Origin of the sequence: Mycobacterium sp. (assembly GCF_004298145.1) — a bacterium.
GTDB lineage: Bacteria > Actinomycetota > Actinomycetes > Mycobacteriales > Mycobacteriaceae > Mycobacterium.
Map to the genome: position 1 here is coordinate 151,857 of NZ_SCRH01000053.1, position 15,510 is coordinate 167,366.

Sequence of the window (15,510 nt, forward strand, 5' to 3'; positions counted from 1 at the left end):
CCCTCACTGGTCCGGGGTGTAGGTCATCGACGGGGGCATCCCGACCGCCTTCTGGCCGTTGTGGACTATGCAGCCGAACGAGTACCGGCCTGCGCAAGGGTCAGGAGCCTGTTGCCCGGGGAGGCTGCCGCTGCCGGTGGCCGTGGCGATCGGCCCACAGCCCAACTCGCCGGGATGCGTGAGGCATTCGATGTTGGCGCCCGCGGTGTCCGGGTCGGGTCCGGTCAGCTGGTTCATCGTCCGGGCGTAACAGTCAGGATCGGCACCCGAACCGCATTCCGATTTCGCGACATCCGTCGCGCGGATGAACATGCCGGGATGCTGTGCGTCCGGTACCCAGCCGGCTTGCGATGTCCCGTCGGGGTTCTGCGGTACTTGGGACACCGTGGTGCCGACCGGGAGGCTGTCGATCGGCGCGGGCGGCGCTGCGGATGCCGCCGCCGGCACCGGCGCCGCCAGCGGATCTCCTCCGGTGCCACCCGTCAAGGTGTCTGCGCCACCGGCGCCGGTCAGTGGTGGCGCGCCGGCCGCGGCCGCGGGCGGTCCCGCGATGGCCACGCTGTTGTCGGGTGTCAATGGTGGTGCGGCGTTGGCTCCGTTGATGATCGCCTGCATGTCCGGGCTGGGGTTGTCGGGCATCGCCAAATTTGGCGGCAGGATGGCGGGCGGCAAAGGCAGGCTCGCCTCCGGCGCCGGCGGCGACGCGATCGCCGGTGGCGCCGCGGAAGCTAGCGGCTGGGCCGGTGCAAGAGGTTCTGCGGGAGTTGCTCCGTCAAGTGGAGCGCACACGCCGATCGATGCGCAGTAGTCGCCGGTCGGCGATGCGGCGGCCGGAGCACCGGTGTCCGCCGGTGGTATGGCCCCCGGCTTCAGCGCGGGGTTGCTCAACGATGTTCCGTTTTCGTACGGGTTGTTGGCCAGTTGCGGTGCGCCGGGCGCGGCCGCGCAGAACATGTTGTAGTGCGCCGCATAGACGGCGTTGCCGCAGTCAGCGGCGACGCCACCCGGCCACGTGGACACATCACCGGGGGACATGACGCCCGGCGCCGGCGCACCAGCGGCCGGTGCGGACGCAGCCGGCGCCGGCTGTCCGAGCACCGACTCCGGGGTCGGTTGCGGCCCCAGTTGCGGGGTGCCGTTCTGCAGGATCTGCGGCAGGTCGTGCAGCACCTGATCCTCGCCGGCTATCGGCGGCTTACAACCGGGGCATATCGGTGTCCCACCGATCGGTTCATGAGGCGCTGCTACCGGGGCCGGGGCTTCCGGGGCCGGCTGGCCCAACCCTGGCATGTCCTGAAGGTCATGCAGCAGGGGCTGCATCGGCGCGGCGATCCGAGGGTTCATCCCCGGTGGGTTGATGAACCCGGGCGTGCCGGGCGCCGGTAGCGGAGCGGCCGGCGCGGGAGCCGGTGCGCCGAGGATCGACGGCAACTGCTGGACGACCGGGGGCTCCGGTGGTGCGGCCGGCACCGGCGGAGCGAGTGCTTTCGGAAGGTCAGCGGCCAGTTGCGGCTCAAGCTGAGTGAACAGGTTCGGCGCTGGGGCCGCGGGCACCGGTGGTGCGACCAGCGCGGGCGGCGGGGCGGCCAAGGCCGGTAGCGGCGGAGGGACCATCGCGGGCGGAGCCATCGGCGGAGGCGCCATCGGAGGTGCTGCCATGTGCGGCGGCATCGCCGGCATCGCCGGCATCGCAGGCACGTGCGGCATCGCCGGCAATCCGGGTATCCCGGGCTGCCCCGGCGCCGGGACGGGCACATTCACGCAGCCGACGAACGGCAGACAATAGGCGTTCGCCACCCCGGACGCGACCATCGTCGACAAGGGAGCGAAACCGATGGCGGAGGCGGCCGCCGCGATGAGCACCTTGTTCATTTCTTCCTTCTTTCACTTGCCCCCGAAGCCTCGGTCCCCCCTTGAGCCATGCATGGTCTGTCGAGCGAAGACGGATGCCGACCGCTGAGCGGATTCACCTGCGTGCCGTCGCCCCTGGACCGTCTGCATTGCCATTGCTCAGTTCCGAGTTCTCAGACCGGCAGCGGGCCCAGGCAGGCCTGGCCCGTCAGCGTCCTCACTCGGTACGAACCGCACCGCCGGTGGCCGGCGCCGGCTACCCCAAGGCTGTGCACGACATCGATTACCGCGGTCTTGACCCTGGCCGGTCGCCCGGGAATGAGGACCACGGTCGGCACCAGCAGGGTCGCAATCGTCGATTCGGCGGCCGCAATTGTCTCGATGGTCACCGTCACGCAGGTGCCGAAGTTGGCGATCGGGACGACGTTTGCCTGTTCACCGCGAAATGCCAATGATCGTTGGGAATCCTTGTACACCAACATGATTGGGATGCCACCGCGTGAGAAATAGTCGATACTCACGCCAGCGCCGCGCAGCCGATATTGGTTGGGTGAATTCGTGTCGGCACCGGCCTGAAGCGCGGTCGGAGCGAACTGTAAAGCCGACATCGCAACCTCCGTGTCCATCGCTTGTGGGCTTCGCCGTCGGCGGAAGATCGGGCTGCCGCCGATCAGCAGCATTGACCGGCACATGCCGGCACGTCGCGAGTAGTCCACTACCCGAAGGCCGACGGTCGGCTTCAACTACGTGCTGCTGGTTGGCCATGGAGGCAGGGACCGCGGTCGCCTAGATCATCTGGGACACGAATCGACAGCTCAGTTCAAGATCGGCGGCGATGTGTGATGCAGACCACATTTAAGCGTGGTATGTTGCGGACGTCACAACCTAGGAGATCTCATGGCTGGCATGGATCGTTCGAGCAAGGCCGTGGTCGCGCCCCGTGCCGGGGCAGCGGTCAATTCACACCGGCTGCTCATGGCGTTTTTGGCTGTCACCATATTTATCTGCGCGATCGCCGGCATCGTCGCGGCCGCGACCACGGGACACGGCACCGCCGCCCTCATCATCGCGCTCGTGGCTGGTGGGAGTTTCTCGGCCGCGGCCTTCTGCTAACCCGAAGTCGGCCGGCGCGATGCGGTTATCTTGGCGGAGCTAAGGGGACTCGACCCCTGGCCCCCACACCGCCAGGAGCGAGCAGGGCCCGTGACCAAGCCCGATAGGCCCATTTACCGGCTGTCGCCGGCGTTGTTGGGCGTGCAACTGTCGTCAAGAGGGGCGGGAGGGGTCAGGGGGCGCCCCGAGTTGGCGTATTGCCTCCTGCGCTTGTTCCAGTATCGGAACCTCCTTCACCCGAAATTCTCTGGCGCCGAAGTCGATTCGTCCCGCCTTCATCGTGGCCATGGGTGTCCTCGCACTTGATGAGGAAGATGGTCTACACCCCTCGCCCGCTGGGCACCGCAGACCCCTTCCATTGAAGCAAACAACGAAATGACATTGTGTCAATAATTGCTGACAGTGTGTAGTATGGAGCCACGCAGACACCGCTATTCGCTTCTCCCCCATGCTTATCACCCAGGAGGCAAGTACGTGCGCGGATGGCAATTCGACTCCCCCGCAACTGGCCTCGAATACATCGAACCGCAGGCGCCGGGGCCTGGGCCCCGGCAGGTTCTCATCGACGTCGAGGTCCCCACCCACCTTCTCGTGACGAAGGACGTGCAGCTGCGCGGATCTCGCGGTGCCGGCCTCGGGGATCTGCAGGCCGCGCCAAACCTCCTCGCCCAGAAGGAACTCGCTCCCGTGATCGAGGAAGAATCCTTCACCGACATTCCCACCGCTCCGAAGAGGCCGGGGGCCGGGCAGGTGCACGGACGCCTGGTGACTCGGCCTGGACCGTCGGCACGCGAACGCTAAGGTGGAATCTCATGCCGAAACCAGCGTCCGGCGCGGGCGGTGACGACGCCGTCCTGCTTGGAGACCGACGACTGCCAAGCAAGGGCGAGCGGCAACGGCGCGCCATCCTCGACTGTCTACCGGAGTTGCTGGTAACTCGACCGGTCGGTGAACTGACCGTCGGCGAGATCGCCGACGCCGCCGGTGTGCGACGCTCAGGCTTCTACTTCTACTTCGAGTCGAAGTACGCGGCGCTCGCCGTCATCACATCGGAGATCTGGTCGAAGCTCATGGACCGGGCGCAGGTATTCGCCCGCTCCGGTGACGAGTCCGTCGCCGACTTCATCGAAAGGTCCGCGGACATCGCGCTCGACTTGTGGCATGAGCACGAAGGTGTCCTGATGGCTTCGGTGGAGGCGATCCCTCTCGACGAGCAGCTGGCGGCGCTATGGGAGGAATGGATCCTGCGGCTGAGCGCGATTATTACAGAACAGGTGCTGAAGGATCAGAAGCGCGGTCTGGCACATCCCGTGTCGCCCGATGTGCCCGCGCTCATCTCGACGCTGTTGGAGATGACCATGCACATGTTCTATCTCGATCGACTGCGGCGACATAATCGAAGCCAGACGCGTAAGACGCGGGAGATGGTGCTGTCGATCTGGTTCGCTTCGTTGACGGGTAACCAGACTGTGGCAGTGGACAAGCCGACCAGGCAGTCCTCGTCGGGCCGTCGGCGAACCGGCGACTGACTCGGGTACCCGTCAGAATCTGATAAGGCCGCGGAGGTTTCGACCGTTCTTCAGGTCTTCGTACCCCTGGTTGATGTCTTCCAGCGAGTACTCACGCGTGACGAGTTCGTCGAGCTTGAGTCGCCCGGACTGGTAGAGATCGAGCATCCGGAAGATGTCCTCGCGCGGGTTGGACGATCCGAAAAGGCAACCGCGGACCTGCTTCTCGTACAGAGTGAGGTCGAACAGCGACATGTCCACGCGAGCGTCGGTGGGGTGTGGGATCGCGGTCATGATCACCCGCCCGCGCTTACCGACCAGACTTAGCCCCTGGCCGACGTACGCCCCTTCAGCACTATCGGTGGTCACCACGCACACCTCTGCCATCCGGCCGCGAGTCAGTTGGGTGACGATGCGATGGGCTTCTTCGACGTCGGCGGCGGCATGGGTGGCACCGAATTCCGTTGACCGCGTGCGCTTGTACGCCACCGGGTCGAGCGCCACGATATGTCGTGCCCCGGCGATGCGGGCGCCCTGAATGGCATTCATGCCGAGGCCGCCGGCACCCATGACCACGACCGTGTCACCGTCGCGCACCTCACCGGTACGCACCGCAGCGCCATAGCCCGTGGTCACGCCGCAGCCCACGAGAGCCGCCTTGTCCAGCGCAATGTCCTTGTCCACCTTGACCACTGAGGCAATCGGCACGACGGTGTACTCAGAGAAGGTGCCGAGTACGCACATCTGGCCGAGATCCTTGCCGCGGGCATGGAATCTGTGCGTACCGTCGAGCTGCGGGCCGAGCACGATCGCCGCACCCAATTCGCAGAGGTTGCTCATACCGCGGGCACACTCCCGACACCTCCCGCATGCCGGGATGAAGCTCAGTACGACGTGGTCACCGACCTCGACCTCGGCGACTCCAGGGCCGACCTCCACCACCACGCCGGCGCCCTCGTGTCCACCGACCGCCGGCAGTTGCATTGGCATGTCCCCGGTCACGAGGTGATCATCCGAATGACATAGTCCGCTGGCCGTCAATTTGACCAGGACCTCACGTTCCCTCGGGCCGTCGAGGTCCACCTCCTCGACTTCCCACTTCTGGTTCAGTCCCCACAACACAGCTGCCTTGGTTTTCATCAACCCTCCTCCCGTCGTTGTCGTGGTGACCCTGCCGCCAAGGCGTTGGTCACTTCGAGCACCGTCTGCGCCACGAGGTGTGGGTCGTCGTACATGGGTACGTGTCCGACGCCGGGCAGCGTGGTGAACTCGGCGTTGGGCACCAGCGCCGGGAACCGCAGGCCGTAGGGCTCATACGGGATCAAGGCGTCGCGTTCCGACCAGGCGATGCGCACCGGGCACTCGATTGCGCCGAGTTGGTGCTGGGTGCCCACGACGTCGTCGATCAGCTCGAAGTAGACCTCGCAGCGCAGGTTGTCGTTCACGAACGCGGCGGCATCGGTGGGCGACATCGCGTCGGTGTGCGCAACCGCCGCGCCCAGCGCCAACCGCCGCAGCGATGGCACCCGAAGGGCCTGCGGGGCAATCGGATCCAACACGGTGAACAGCCGGCGCGCCATCGCCAGTTTCCATTTCACCATTCGAACGTGTCTGCCCGCGTACCACCCGAGGGCCGGTGACAGCGCCACCACGGACAGCGCGCGCCCGCGGGTCGCCATCTCCAGCGCCAGCCACCCGCCCAGTGAATTGCCGACCAGGTGCGCCTGTTCGATACCACGCGCGTCGAGATCACGTTCAAGATGATCGGCCAACGTTGCGACGGTGGCTCTTTCCCCATCGGCCAGCGGTGCTCCACCGGCATGCCCGGCCAGCGACACCACGTGGACATCATGGTGCTCTGCCAGCATCGGCAGGATCGGCTGCCAGTGCCTGGAGCTTCCGCTGAAGCCGTGGATGCACGCCAGTGGGGTCATGGTCGTCACCCCTGCAGCTCCAGCTCGGCGGCGTTCAACTGCAGCCCCTCGAGAGAGCCTTCCTCCCACCATTTTTCGATCATGTCCCAGTACTCCACCTCGCTGTTTCTGTAGACGTCGCCGAAGAAGCCGCGCTGCAGATCACCCTGGCCGCTGTAGTAGCCCGGGGTGCACGCCGACAGATAGAACAGCCACGGCAGACCGGACTCCCGGGTGCGCTGGACCCAGTCCGCTTGTGCGGCGTCGTCGGGTTCGATGGTGCTGATTTGGTGGTCGAGGGCGTGACCGATGACGCGGGCGGCGTGTCTGGCCTTGCGGTCGAGCATGTAGCTGAAGTTGATGAGGTAGGCGTTCTGGCTCAGCCCCAGTTCGACGAAGTTCGGGAACCCGACGGAGAAGAACCCGTGCAGTGTCTTGGCGCCGTCGGTGAACTGTTCGCGCATGGACAGTCCGTTCCGGCCGACGATGTCGTAGCCGTACCGGTCAGTGCTGGACGAGCCCGTTTCGAAGCCGGTCGCGAAAATGATGCAGTCGACCTCGTAATGCTCGCCGTCGACCACCAATCCGGTCTCCGTGAACTTCTCGACGCCGTTCGCGGAGGCGACCAGGTGCACCGAGGGCCGGTTGAAGGACTGCAGGTACTCGTCGTTGAAGGTCGGGCGTTTACAGATGGCGCCGAACCACGGTTTGAGCGCGTCGGCTGTTGCCGGGTCCTCGACGATCCCCTCGATTCGCTGGTGCATGGAGCGCATGAATTGCATGTCGGCGATCTCGGCGAGTGCGACCTGATCCTCCAGCGCAAGGGTTTCCACCGGCGCCTCGATGAGATGCCGGCCGGTGACAGCGGCAAAGATCGTGGTCCAGATGTCGCCGACCAGGTTCTCCTGCTGCGGATGACCGTTCGCCAGCGAGTTGAAGTTGTGGTGGCGTCGCTGCTGCCAACCCGGTTCCAGGCCGGCCGCCCAGTCCGGGTCGGTCGGCCTGTTGTCCCGCGGACCGACCAGGCTGGGCGTGCGCTGGATGACGAACACCTCGGCGGCGTCTTCGGCCAGGAACGGGACGGCCTGAATCCCGGTGGCGCCGGTGCCGATGATGGCCACCCGCTTGTCGCGAAGATTCGTCATACCGCCGTGTTGGTCACCGCCGGTGTAGCCGTAGTCCCAGCGGCTGGTATGGAACATCGCACCCGTGAAGTCCGCGATGCCGGGTACCCGCGGGAACTGCGGCTTGTTGAGCGGCCCGTTGGCGCGGACCACGAACCTGGCGGTCAGCACATCACCGCGGTCGGTGCGGATCTCCCAGCGCTGCAAGGTCTCCGACCACGTCGCCGATGTCACCGACGTTCCGAACAGCGCCGCACGGTAGAGATCGAAGTGCCGACCGATGCGCTGTGCATGGCCGAGGATCTCGTCGCCGTCGGCGTAGCGCTGCGTGGGCAGGTAACCGGTCTCCTCCAGCAGCGGCAGGTAGATGTAGGACTCGACGTCACACTGCACCCCCGGATATCGGTTCCAGTACCAGGTCCCGCCGAAGTCGCCGGCCTGCTCGACGATCCGGAAGTCGGTCACGCCCTGCCGGGTCAGATACGCGCCGGCCAGCAGTCCGCCGAACCCGCCGCCGAGGATGACGACGTCGTGCTCGGCCGCGATGGCGTCGCGTTCGATCGGCGCGCTGAAGGGGTCGGTGTCGTCGATAGCGCGCACGTCGGCGAACCCTTGGAACTGTTCGAGGTTGTCCTCCCGCAGCCGCCTCTGCCGCTCCTCGGCGTAACGCTGCCGAATCGGCGCCGGGTCGAAGTCGATATCGATCTGGGTACCGCAGATCGGGAGGGTGGTGGTCATGGCGCTCCTTCCGGCCAGAGATATTTTTGACATAGCGTCGATTTATAATGACAGTCTGTCATATTGTAAGGTGAATCACAAGCACACCGGTTCGACAGCGGGAGGTTCTGCAGTGCTCAACGCCGACGCGTCCTACGCCAAGGGCGATACCGCCACCCCCCTGCTCACCGAGACGGTCGCGCAGAACTTCGACCGCACCGTCGCGGGATTCGGTGACCGGGAAGCCCTCGTCGATGTGGCCGGCGGACGGAGGTGGACCTACCGCGAGTTCGCGACGGACACGCGGCGGATCGCCAGCGGGTTGTTAGACACAGGTGTTCGACCAGGCGATCGCGTCGGACTCTGGTCTCCGAACACCGCGGAATGGACCCTCGTGCAGTACGCAACGGCTCGAATCGGAGCTGTCCTGGTCACCATCAACCCCGCGTACCGAAGCGAGGAACTCGAGTTCGTGCTGAACCAGGCGGGTATTCGCACCGTCGTCGCGGCCGCGTCGTTCAAGACCTCCGATTATGCGGCCATGCTGGAAGTTGCAGCCAAACGCTGCCCCACAGTGCAGGACGTGATCATCGTCGGATCGCCGCCATGGGAGGAGCTCCGCACCGCACAGATCGACGACACCGCTCTGGCAGACATCGCGAACCGACTCCGGCCAAGCGATCCGATCAACATTCAGTACACCTCGGGCACAACAGGTTTGCCTAAAGGTGCCACCTTGACCCACACCAACATCCTCAACAACGGGTACTTCGTGGGGGAAGGTCTGGGCTACGACGAACACGACCGGGTGTGCATTCCGGTACCGTTTTATCACTGCTTCGGCATGGTGATGGGCAACCTGGCGTGTACCTCACACGGTTCGACGATGGTCATCCCAGCCCCCGGGTTCGATCCCGCCGCGACCCTGGCAGCTGTGGCCCAGGAACGCTGTACCTCGCTCTACGGTGTGCCGACGATGTTCATTGCCGAACTTGCACTCAACGACCTTCCCTCATTCGACCTCAGCAGCCTTCGCACCGGGATCATGGCGGGGTCTCCGTGCCCGGAAGTGGTTATGCGCCAGATCATCGATCGGATGAACATGCGCGAGGTCGCCATCTGTTACGGCATGACAGAGACGTCACCGGTATCGACGCAAACCCGACCCGCCGACACACTGACCCATCGGGTCGGCACCGTCGGAACGGTCGGCCCGCATCTCGAGATCAAAGTCGTCTCAACGGAATCAGGGGAAACGGTGCCCCGCGGTGAACCCGGCGAACTGTGCACACGCGGATACAGCGTGATGTCCGGTTACTGGAACAACCCGCAGAAGACATCGGAAGCCATCGATCCCGATGGCTGGATGCACACCGGGGATGTCGCGGTCATGGACGAACTGGACTACGTCGCCATCACCGGCCGGATCAAGGACATGGTGATTCGCGGCGGGGAGAACGTCTATCCGCGCGAGATCGAAGAGTTCCTTTATCAGCACCCGGATATCGTCGATGCGCAGATAGTCGGCGTGCCCGACGAACGCTATGGCGAAGAACTGATGGCATGGCTGCGGATCAGAAAGGGTGCTGAAGAACCGACTGCCGAGTCGATTCGCGACTTCTGCGCAGGCCGAATCGCACACTACAAGATCCCCCGATATGTCGTAGTGACCGACGACTACCCGATGACTGTCACCGGCAAGGTGTGCAAAATCGACCTACGCGTACGCGGTACTGAGCTCATCGCCGGCGATGGGGCACAGCAGCCGGTCTGAAGATCTCGACGGGATGTCACTGCCGGTGCGCGAGTAGGCGGGCCTCAAGGCGATCACGCTCGGAAAGCTGAGGCACTCCAATATCTCTCGGATGCGTGCTGCGGCCTTCTCCCGACCCCGGCCGGCTATCTGGCGACCGCGCTGGCCCAACTGCGGGCGCTCTGCCGCTTGTACACCGGGATTTGTCGCGCCGGATTGGCCACGACATGGGAACGCAAGTATCGCCGCGGAACCCGAGTAACAGAACGTCAATTCCACGACGACCTCTTTGAACGTCTGCTCGCCGACCCGGAACTCAGCGGCCGACGGTAGGACACTCGGGCGGGTTGGGACACCCGCCCGCAAATCAAGCAACCCGCCCCGACCAGTGGTCGGAGCGGGTTAGGTGTCAAGTGGAGCTAAGGGGACTCGAACCCCTGACCCCCACACTGCCAGTGTGGTGCGCTACCAGCTGCGCCATAGCCCCAAGTCGTGCCAATCGAAGCTACACCACCGGTAACCGTCCTTCAAAGTTGCTGATCACACCGGCTCGACGTCCGCCTCGGACGCCATCAGATCTGCCTCCAGATCCAGCGCGACCCGCGTCTCCGGCGCCACCACCCAACCGATCGCAGCGATCAGCAGAACGACCCCGCTGATGGCGAAGCCCAGGCTGTAGCTGAACTGCTCGGCGGCCCAACCGACCGCCATGGACCCGATGATGGCACCCAGATCCGACATCATCTGCACCGCCGCCACCGGCAGGCCCGCGCGCGCCTCATTGCCGAGGATGTCGGCGACCGCGGCCTGCAGCGGCGACATGAAAATGCCCGTCATCGCGCCGACCACGCCCGCCGCGACCATAAACACCGACAACGAGGACACCAAGCCCAGCCAGATCGTCGCCACCCCGGACGTCACCAGGCCGATGATCAACAACATGCGCCGCCCCATCCGGTCGGACAGGTAGCCACTGGGGATGACGGCCAGCGCATTGCCCCCCGCGAACGCCGCGAGCACCACGCCGATGGTGCCGATGCCCCGGCCCATGACGTCGGAGATGAACAGCGGAACCAGCGCGACGCGAAGCCCGAACGCGGACCATCCGGTCGCGAAATTCGACAGCAGCGCCGACCGGTACGCGCGCACGCGCAGCGCCTCTCGCATCGTCACCGTGGATCGCGTCGGGGGTGGCGGTGCGGCCAGCGCCGAATTCCGCAGGCTGTAGAACAGCACCACCGCCACACCCAGCATGGCGACGCCGTATACGACGAACGGAGCGGTCAGCCCCCAACCCGCCGCCAGGCCGCCGACCGCCGGACCGCCGACTGCGCCCACCATGAACGAGGTGGTGAACAACCCCGCGATCCGCCCGCGCGCGTCGGGCGGGCTGATGTGGATCATCAGTCCCAGCGCCGAGACATAAAACATCGTCGACCCGATGCCGCTGAAAACACGGAAAAGCATCAGCTGCCAATAGGCATGCGAAAACGCACACGCGGCGGTGGCCACCGCCACAATCAGCAAACCCCCGATATAGATGCGCCGCTCACCCAAACGCTCGGTGAGTAAGCCGCTCATGGGTGCGAAACACAACCGGCTCAACGAAAAGACGGTGACCAAGAAAGTCACGGCCTTGATGCTGACCCCGAAGGTACGTGCAAAGGTCGGCAGGGTCGGCGAGATGACACCGTAACCCAGCGCGATCATGATATTCGCCCAGCTCAGGATCCAGACTTCGCGCGGCAGTCGAGCGGAACGGGACCCGCGGCCCCCCGCGCGGGCAAGACGGAGGGAAAAAGTCACCCAATGACTTTATTAACTACCTCGCGCGCCGTTTCCTGCACCTGGGCCAAATGCTCGGGCCCATTGAAGGATTCCGCGTAAATCTTGTACACGTCCTCGGTGCCCGACGGTCGCGCGGCAAACCACGCGTTGGCCGTTGTCACCTTCAATCCGCCCAATGCGGCGCCATTGCCCGGCGCCTCGGTCAGCTTGGCGGTGATCGGCTCCCCCGCCAATTCCGTCGCGGTCACCTGGTCGGCGGACAGCTTGGCCAGCCGGGCCTTCTGGTCGCGGTCGGCGGGCGCGTCGACCCGCGCGTAATACGGCGTGCCGTACCGAGCGGTCAGCTGTTGATAGCGCTGGGAGGGACTCGCGCCCGTGACGGCCTGAATCTCGGAAGCCAGCAGCGCCAGGATGATGCCGTCCTTGTCGGTGGTCCACACCGAGCCGTCGCGCCGCAGGAACGACGCCCCGGCCGACTCCTCGCCGCCGAAGCCGATGGTGCCGCCGAGCAGGCCGTCGACGAACCATTTGAATCCGACCGGCACCTCGATCAGCTTGCGGCCGATGCCGGCGACCACCCGGTCGATCATCGACGAACTGACCGCGGTCTTGCCCACGGCGATGCCGCCCGGCCACGACGGCCGCTGTGTGTAGAGGTAGTCGATGGCCACCGCCAGGTAGTGGTTCGGGTTGAGCAGCCCCGCATCGGGGGTGACGATGCCGTGGCGGTCGGCGTCGGCGTCGTTGCCGGTGGCGATCTGGTAGCGGTCGGGGTTGCCGGACATCGTGCGGATGAGCCCGGCCATCGCGTCCGGCGAGCTGCAATCCATCCGGATCTTGCCGTCGTGGTCGAGCGTCATGAACCGCCACGTCGCATCGACCAGCGGATTGACCACGGTCAGATCCAGGCGATGCCGTGCGGCGATCTCGCCCCAGTAGTCCACGCTCGCCCCGCCCAGCGGATCGGCGCCGATCCGCACCCCGGCCGCGCGGATGGCATCGATGTCGACGACGCCGGGCAGGTCGTCGACATAGTTGCCGAGGTAATCGTGGCGCTGTGCGGCCTGCAGCGCACGGGCCAGCGGGATGCGCCGCACACCCGACCCGTCACGCAGGATCTCGTTGGCGCGCTTGGCGATTGCGTTGGTCGCGTCGCTGTCGGCCGGGCCGCCGTGAGGCGGGTTGTATTTGAAGCCGCCGTCCGAAGGCGGGTTGTGCGACGGTGTCACGACGATCCCGTCGGCCAGCGCATCGGTGCGACCGCGGTTGTAGGTCAGGATGGCGTGGCTGACCGCCGGGGTCGGCGTATACCGGTCGCGGGAGTCCACGACGGCCACCACATCATTGGCGGCCAGCACCTCCAGCGCCGAGACCCAGGCCGGCTCGGAAAGACCGTGCGTGTCCCGGCCGATGAACAACGGGCCCGTGGTGCCGTGAGCGGCGCGGTACTCGACGATGGCCTGGGTGATCGCCACGATGTGAGCCTCATTGAACGCCCCGTCGAGCGACGACCCGCGATGACCCGAGGTGCCGAATGCCACCTGCTGGGCGATGTCGCCGGGATCGGGCTGAATCGAGTAATAGGCCGTCACCAGGTGGGGCAGATCGACAAGGTCTTCGGGTTGGGCCGGCTGACCGGCGCGAGGGTTGGCCACCATGGTTACCAATTCTGCCCGTGTCCGGGTCCCCCCGGCCTGCGCCGGCCTGGACTTCGGCCATACGCTGCGTAGCGCACCGGCAAACGAAGGGGACCGACCCAGTGGTTCAACGGGACTATCGCGAATTGGCCGCGGTGTTTGCCGGTGGGGCGCTGGGCTCGCTGGCCCGCGCCGCACTGAGCGGCCTCGCCGGCGGCGACCCGGCACGCTGGCCCTGGCCGACATTCACGGTCAACATCGTCGGGGCATTTCTGGTGGGTTACTTCACCACCCGACTGCTGGAGCGATTGCCGACGTCGAGCTATCGGCGCCCCCTGCTCGGCACCGGATTGTGCGGTGGTTTAACCACTTTCTCCACGATGCAGGTCGAGACGGTGACGATGATCGAACACGGCCATTGGAGACTGGCCGTCGGCTACACCGTCACCAGCATCGTGCTGGGGCTGCTGGTGGCGCACGTGGCCACCAAATTGGTGCGCAGGGTACGGGTGCGCCGATGACCGCCACCGTGGCGACGACCGCGTTGGTCTGGGTGGGCGTCGCGCTGATCGGGGGCATTGGATCGGTACTTCGCTTTGTCGTTGACCGTGCGGTGGCGCGGCGGGTTTCCCGGCCATTTCCGTTCGGCACGCTCGTCGTGAATGTCAGTGGCGCAGCGCTTCTCGGCTTTCTGGGCGGCCTGGCGCTGAACAAGGAGGCTGCCCTGCTCGCCGGCACCGCCTTCGTCGGCGCCTACACCACGTTTTCGACCTGGATGCTGGAAACGCAGCGACTCGGCGAGGAGCGACAACTGCGCGCCGCGCTCGCCAATATCATCGTCAGCGTCACGCTCGGTTTGGCAGCGGCGTTCATCGGGCAACGCATTGCCGAGCTGATCTGAGTCACGCGTGCGGGATGTCGTCGGGGGTGCGGGGCAGCACGTACAGCGCCATGCGCCGATTCGCCATGTCGTGCTCGCCGAGGAATGTGCAGCCGCCACGCTCACAGAACTTGCGCGCCAACGCATTGCGGTGGTCGGGGTCGAACATGATTCGGCGACAACGCGGGTCGAGGGTGAAGATGCTGCCCACCAAATATGGCAGCAGGTAACCGACGTGTCCCCGCTGGATGTAGTCCAAATCGGCGACCGCGACATGCAGGCCCAGATCGTGGGGATCATGGTTGTAGCGGATCGCAATGGAATCCTTTGCCGCCCTGTATAATTCGATATACGCGCGGTCTACCACGTCGTGCAGCGCGAGGAACGGACGAGAGAAGCCGCCCTCCAGCTGGGCCCGCAGGTAACGATGCCACCGCGCCACCGGCCAGTTCGACTCCCACGCCTCGATCAGGTGCGGGCGGCTCATCCACTCGGCGATCATCACGGCGTCGGCGTCCGGTTCGGCAAGTCGCAGACCGTACGGCTCGGGTAGGTCCGGGATGGGCGGCGGCGGGACGCAACGGATCTCCTCGGGAAGGTCAGCCAGTTCCCGCGGGAGGATGGGTTCGGCGTCACTCATTTCTGCGTCCGAGGGCGAAACGTGGTTCAGCGTGCTTTGAGGAGCTTCGCCAGCACGGCGGCCTGGCTGATGTCCACCTCGCGAGTTGCGGTGACCAACGTGACCGGACCCCGCTTGGCGAGCGTGCGCAGCTCCCCCAGCGCGGCGCTGTCGCGCAGTTCCGCCTTGTAGCGCGAAGCGAACTCGTCGAACCGCTCGGCCCGGTGTTGATACCACTCGCGGAGGTCCTTCGAAGGCGCGACCTCCTTGCACCAGATACCCACCCGCGGGTCGTCTTTGCGGACTCCGCGGGGCCAGACTCGATCGACCAGCACCCGCTGGCCCTCGTCGGGGCTGACGTCGTCGTAGACCCGCGCCACCCGGATCCGGCCCTTGGCGCTCACATTTCCAGGGTAGCCACGGGCGCTTGTCCGTGGCATACTCGAACACATGTTCGAAGAATTGGCCGCCATCGACCCCGCGGCCGTGTCATCTACCAAGACATCGGTGACAGTTCTGTGTCAGGACATCGGTGATAGTTTGGGCGGTTTTGGTGGTGACACTTCTGCCCCAGGGTTCGGGTGGTGGCTGTTAATGAACCCATCGA

The 15,510-nt window shown here is 65.5% G+C and carries 15 protein-coding genes and 1 tRNA gene; 6 read left to right on the forward strand and 10 right to left on the reverse strand.

The window, feature by feature from the left end; all coding sequences use genetic code 11:
• Positions 1 to 3: 3 nt before the first annotated feature.
• Positions 4 to 1,872: a hypothetical protein gene (locus tag EPN51_RS22970; protein ID WP_293047238.1), complete on the reverse strand. Its 1,869-nt coding sequence runs from the start codon at positions 1,870 to 1,872 to the stop codon at positions 4 to 6.
• A gap of 152 nt (positions 1,873 to 2,024) precedes the next feature.
• Entirely contained in the window at positions 2,025 to 2,459 is a 435-nt protein-coding gene (locus EPN51_RS22975; protein WP_293047240.1) for a hypothetical protein, read from the reverse strand.
• A gap of 289 nt (positions 2,460 to 2,748) precedes the next feature.
• On the opposite strand from EPN51_RS22975, the gene EPN51_RS22980 reads away from it, so the two are divergent.
• The 3 genes from EPN51_RS22980 (at position 2,749) to EPN51_RS22990 (ending at position 4,493) form a co-directional block, all read left to right on the forward strand.
• A complete protein-coding gene (locus EPN51_RS22980) occupies positions 2,749 to 2,964 on the forward strand; it encodes a hypothetical protein (protein WP_293047242.1) in 216 nt (71 codons plus the stop codon).
• A gap of 474 nt (positions 2,965 to 3,438) precedes the next feature.
• A complete protein-coding gene (locus EPN51_RS22985; protein WP_293047244.1) occupies positions 3,439 to 3,765 on the forward strand; it encodes a hypothetical protein in 327 nt (108 codons plus the stop codon).
• 11 nt (positions 3,766 to 3,776) lie between these two features.
• Positions 3,777 to 4,493: a TetR/AcrR family transcriptional regulator gene (locus tag EPN51_RS22990; protein WP_293047246.1), complete on the forward strand. Its 717-nt coding sequence runs from the start codon at positions 3,777 to 3,779 to the stop codon at positions 4,491 to 4,493.
• 12 nt (positions 4,494 to 4,505) lie between these two features.
• On the opposite strand, the gene EPN51_RS22995 is transcribed toward EPN51_RS22990, so the two are convergent.
• The 3 genes from EPN51_RS22995 to EPN51_RS23005 are packed head-to-tail and all read right to left on the reverse strand — an operon-like array spanning position 4,506 to position 8,247.
• Positions 4,506 to 5,612: an NDMA-dependent alcohol dehydrogenase gene (locus EPN51_RS22995; protein WP_293047248.1), complete on the reverse strand. Its 1,107-nt coding sequence runs from the start codon at positions 5,610 to 5,612 to the stop codon at positions 4,506 to 4,508.
• Entirely contained in the window at positions 5,612 to 6,406 is a 795-nt protein-coding gene (locus tag EPN51_RS23000) for an alpha/beta hydrolase (RefSeq protein ID WP_293047250.1), read from the reverse strand. The genes EPN51_RS22995 and EPN51_RS23000 overlap by 1 nt, the downstream gene beginning before the upstream one ends.
• A 5-nt stretch (positions 6,407 to 6,411) precedes the next feature.
• Positions 6,412 to 8,247, reverse strand: coding sequence for an NAD(P)/FAD-dependent oxidoreductase (locus EPN51_RS23005; protein ID WP_293047252.1), 1,836 nt, complete (start codon positions 8,245 to 8,247; stop codon positions 6,412 to 6,414).
• Here EPN51_RS23005 and EPN51_RS23010 point away from each other — a divergent pair.
• Positions 8,246 to 10,000 carry an AMP-binding protein gene (locus tag EPN51_RS23010; RefSeq protein WP_293047253.1) on the forward strand — a complete coding sequence of 585 codons (1,755 nt, stop codon included), beginning with the start codon at positions 8,246 to 8,248 and terminating at the stop codon, positions 9,998 to 10,000. The two genes, EPN51_RS23005 and EPN51_RS23010, sit on opposite strands and share 2 nt — an antisense overlap.
• A gap of 393 nt (positions 10,001 to 10,393) precedes the next feature.
• On the opposite strand, the gene EPN51_RS23015 is transcribed toward EPN51_RS23010, so the two are convergent.
• From EPN51_RS23015 to pgm, 3 genes are all read right to left on the reverse strand, one after another.
• Positions 10,394 to 10,466, reverse strand: a tRNA-Ala gene (locus EPN51_RS23015).
• A 53-nt stretch (positions 10,467 to 10,519) separates the two neighbouring features.
• A complete protein-coding gene (locus EPN51_RS23020) occupies positions 10,520 to 11,689 on the reverse strand; it encodes an MFS transporter (protein WP_293047302.1) in 1,170 nt (389 codons plus the stop codon).
• A 92-nt stretch (positions 11,690 to 11,781) separates the two neighbouring features.
• The gene (gene pgm, locus EPN51_RS23025; RefSeq protein WP_293047255.1) at positions 11,782 to 13,425 is read right to left on the reverse strand and encodes a phosphoglucomutase (alpha-D-glucose-1,6-bisphosphate-dependent); all 1,644 of its coding nucleotides are present in this window, start codon (positions 13,423 to 13,425) and stop codon (positions 11,782 to 11,784) included.
• A 101-nt stretch (positions 13,426 to 13,526) separates the two neighbouring features.
• On the opposite strand from pgm, the gene crcB (EPN51_RS23030) reads away from it, so the two are divergent.
• A complete protein-coding gene (gene crcB / locus EPN51_RS23030; protein WP_293047257.1) occupies positions 13,527 to 13,925 on the forward strand; it encodes a fluoride efflux transporter CrcB in 399 nt (132 codons plus the stop codon).
• Positions 13,922 to 14,305: a fluoride efflux transporter CrcB gene (gene crcB / locus EPN51_RS23035; protein WP_293047259.1), complete on the forward strand. Its 384-nt coding sequence runs from the start codon at positions 13,922 to 13,924 to the stop codon at positions 14,303 to 14,305. Before crcB (EPN51_RS23030) ends, crcB (EPN51_RS23035) begins: the two co-directional genes overlap by 4 nt.
• Before the next feature lies 1 nt (position 14,306).
• Here the strand turns inward: crcB (EPN51_RS23035) and EPN51_RS23040 are convergent, their stop codons facing one another.
• Both EPN51_RS23040 and EPN51_RS23045 read right to left on the reverse strand, forming a co-directional pair.
• Positions 14,307 to 14,924 carry a GNAT family N-acetyltransferase gene (locus EPN51_RS23040; protein ID WP_293047261.1) on the reverse strand — a complete coding sequence of 206 codons (618 nt, stop codon included), beginning with the start codon at positions 14,922 to 14,924 and terminating at the stop codon, positions 14,307 to 14,309.
• A 26-nt stretch (positions 14,925 to 14,950) separates the two neighbouring features.
• On the reverse strand, positions 14,951 to 15,307 hold the full coding sequence (locus tag EPN51_RS23045; RefSeq protein ID WP_293047263.1) for a DUF488 family protein: 357 nt from the start codon (positions 15,305 to 15,307) through the stop codon (positions 14,951 to 14,953).
• Positions 15,308 to 15,510: the final 203 nt, after the last annotated feature.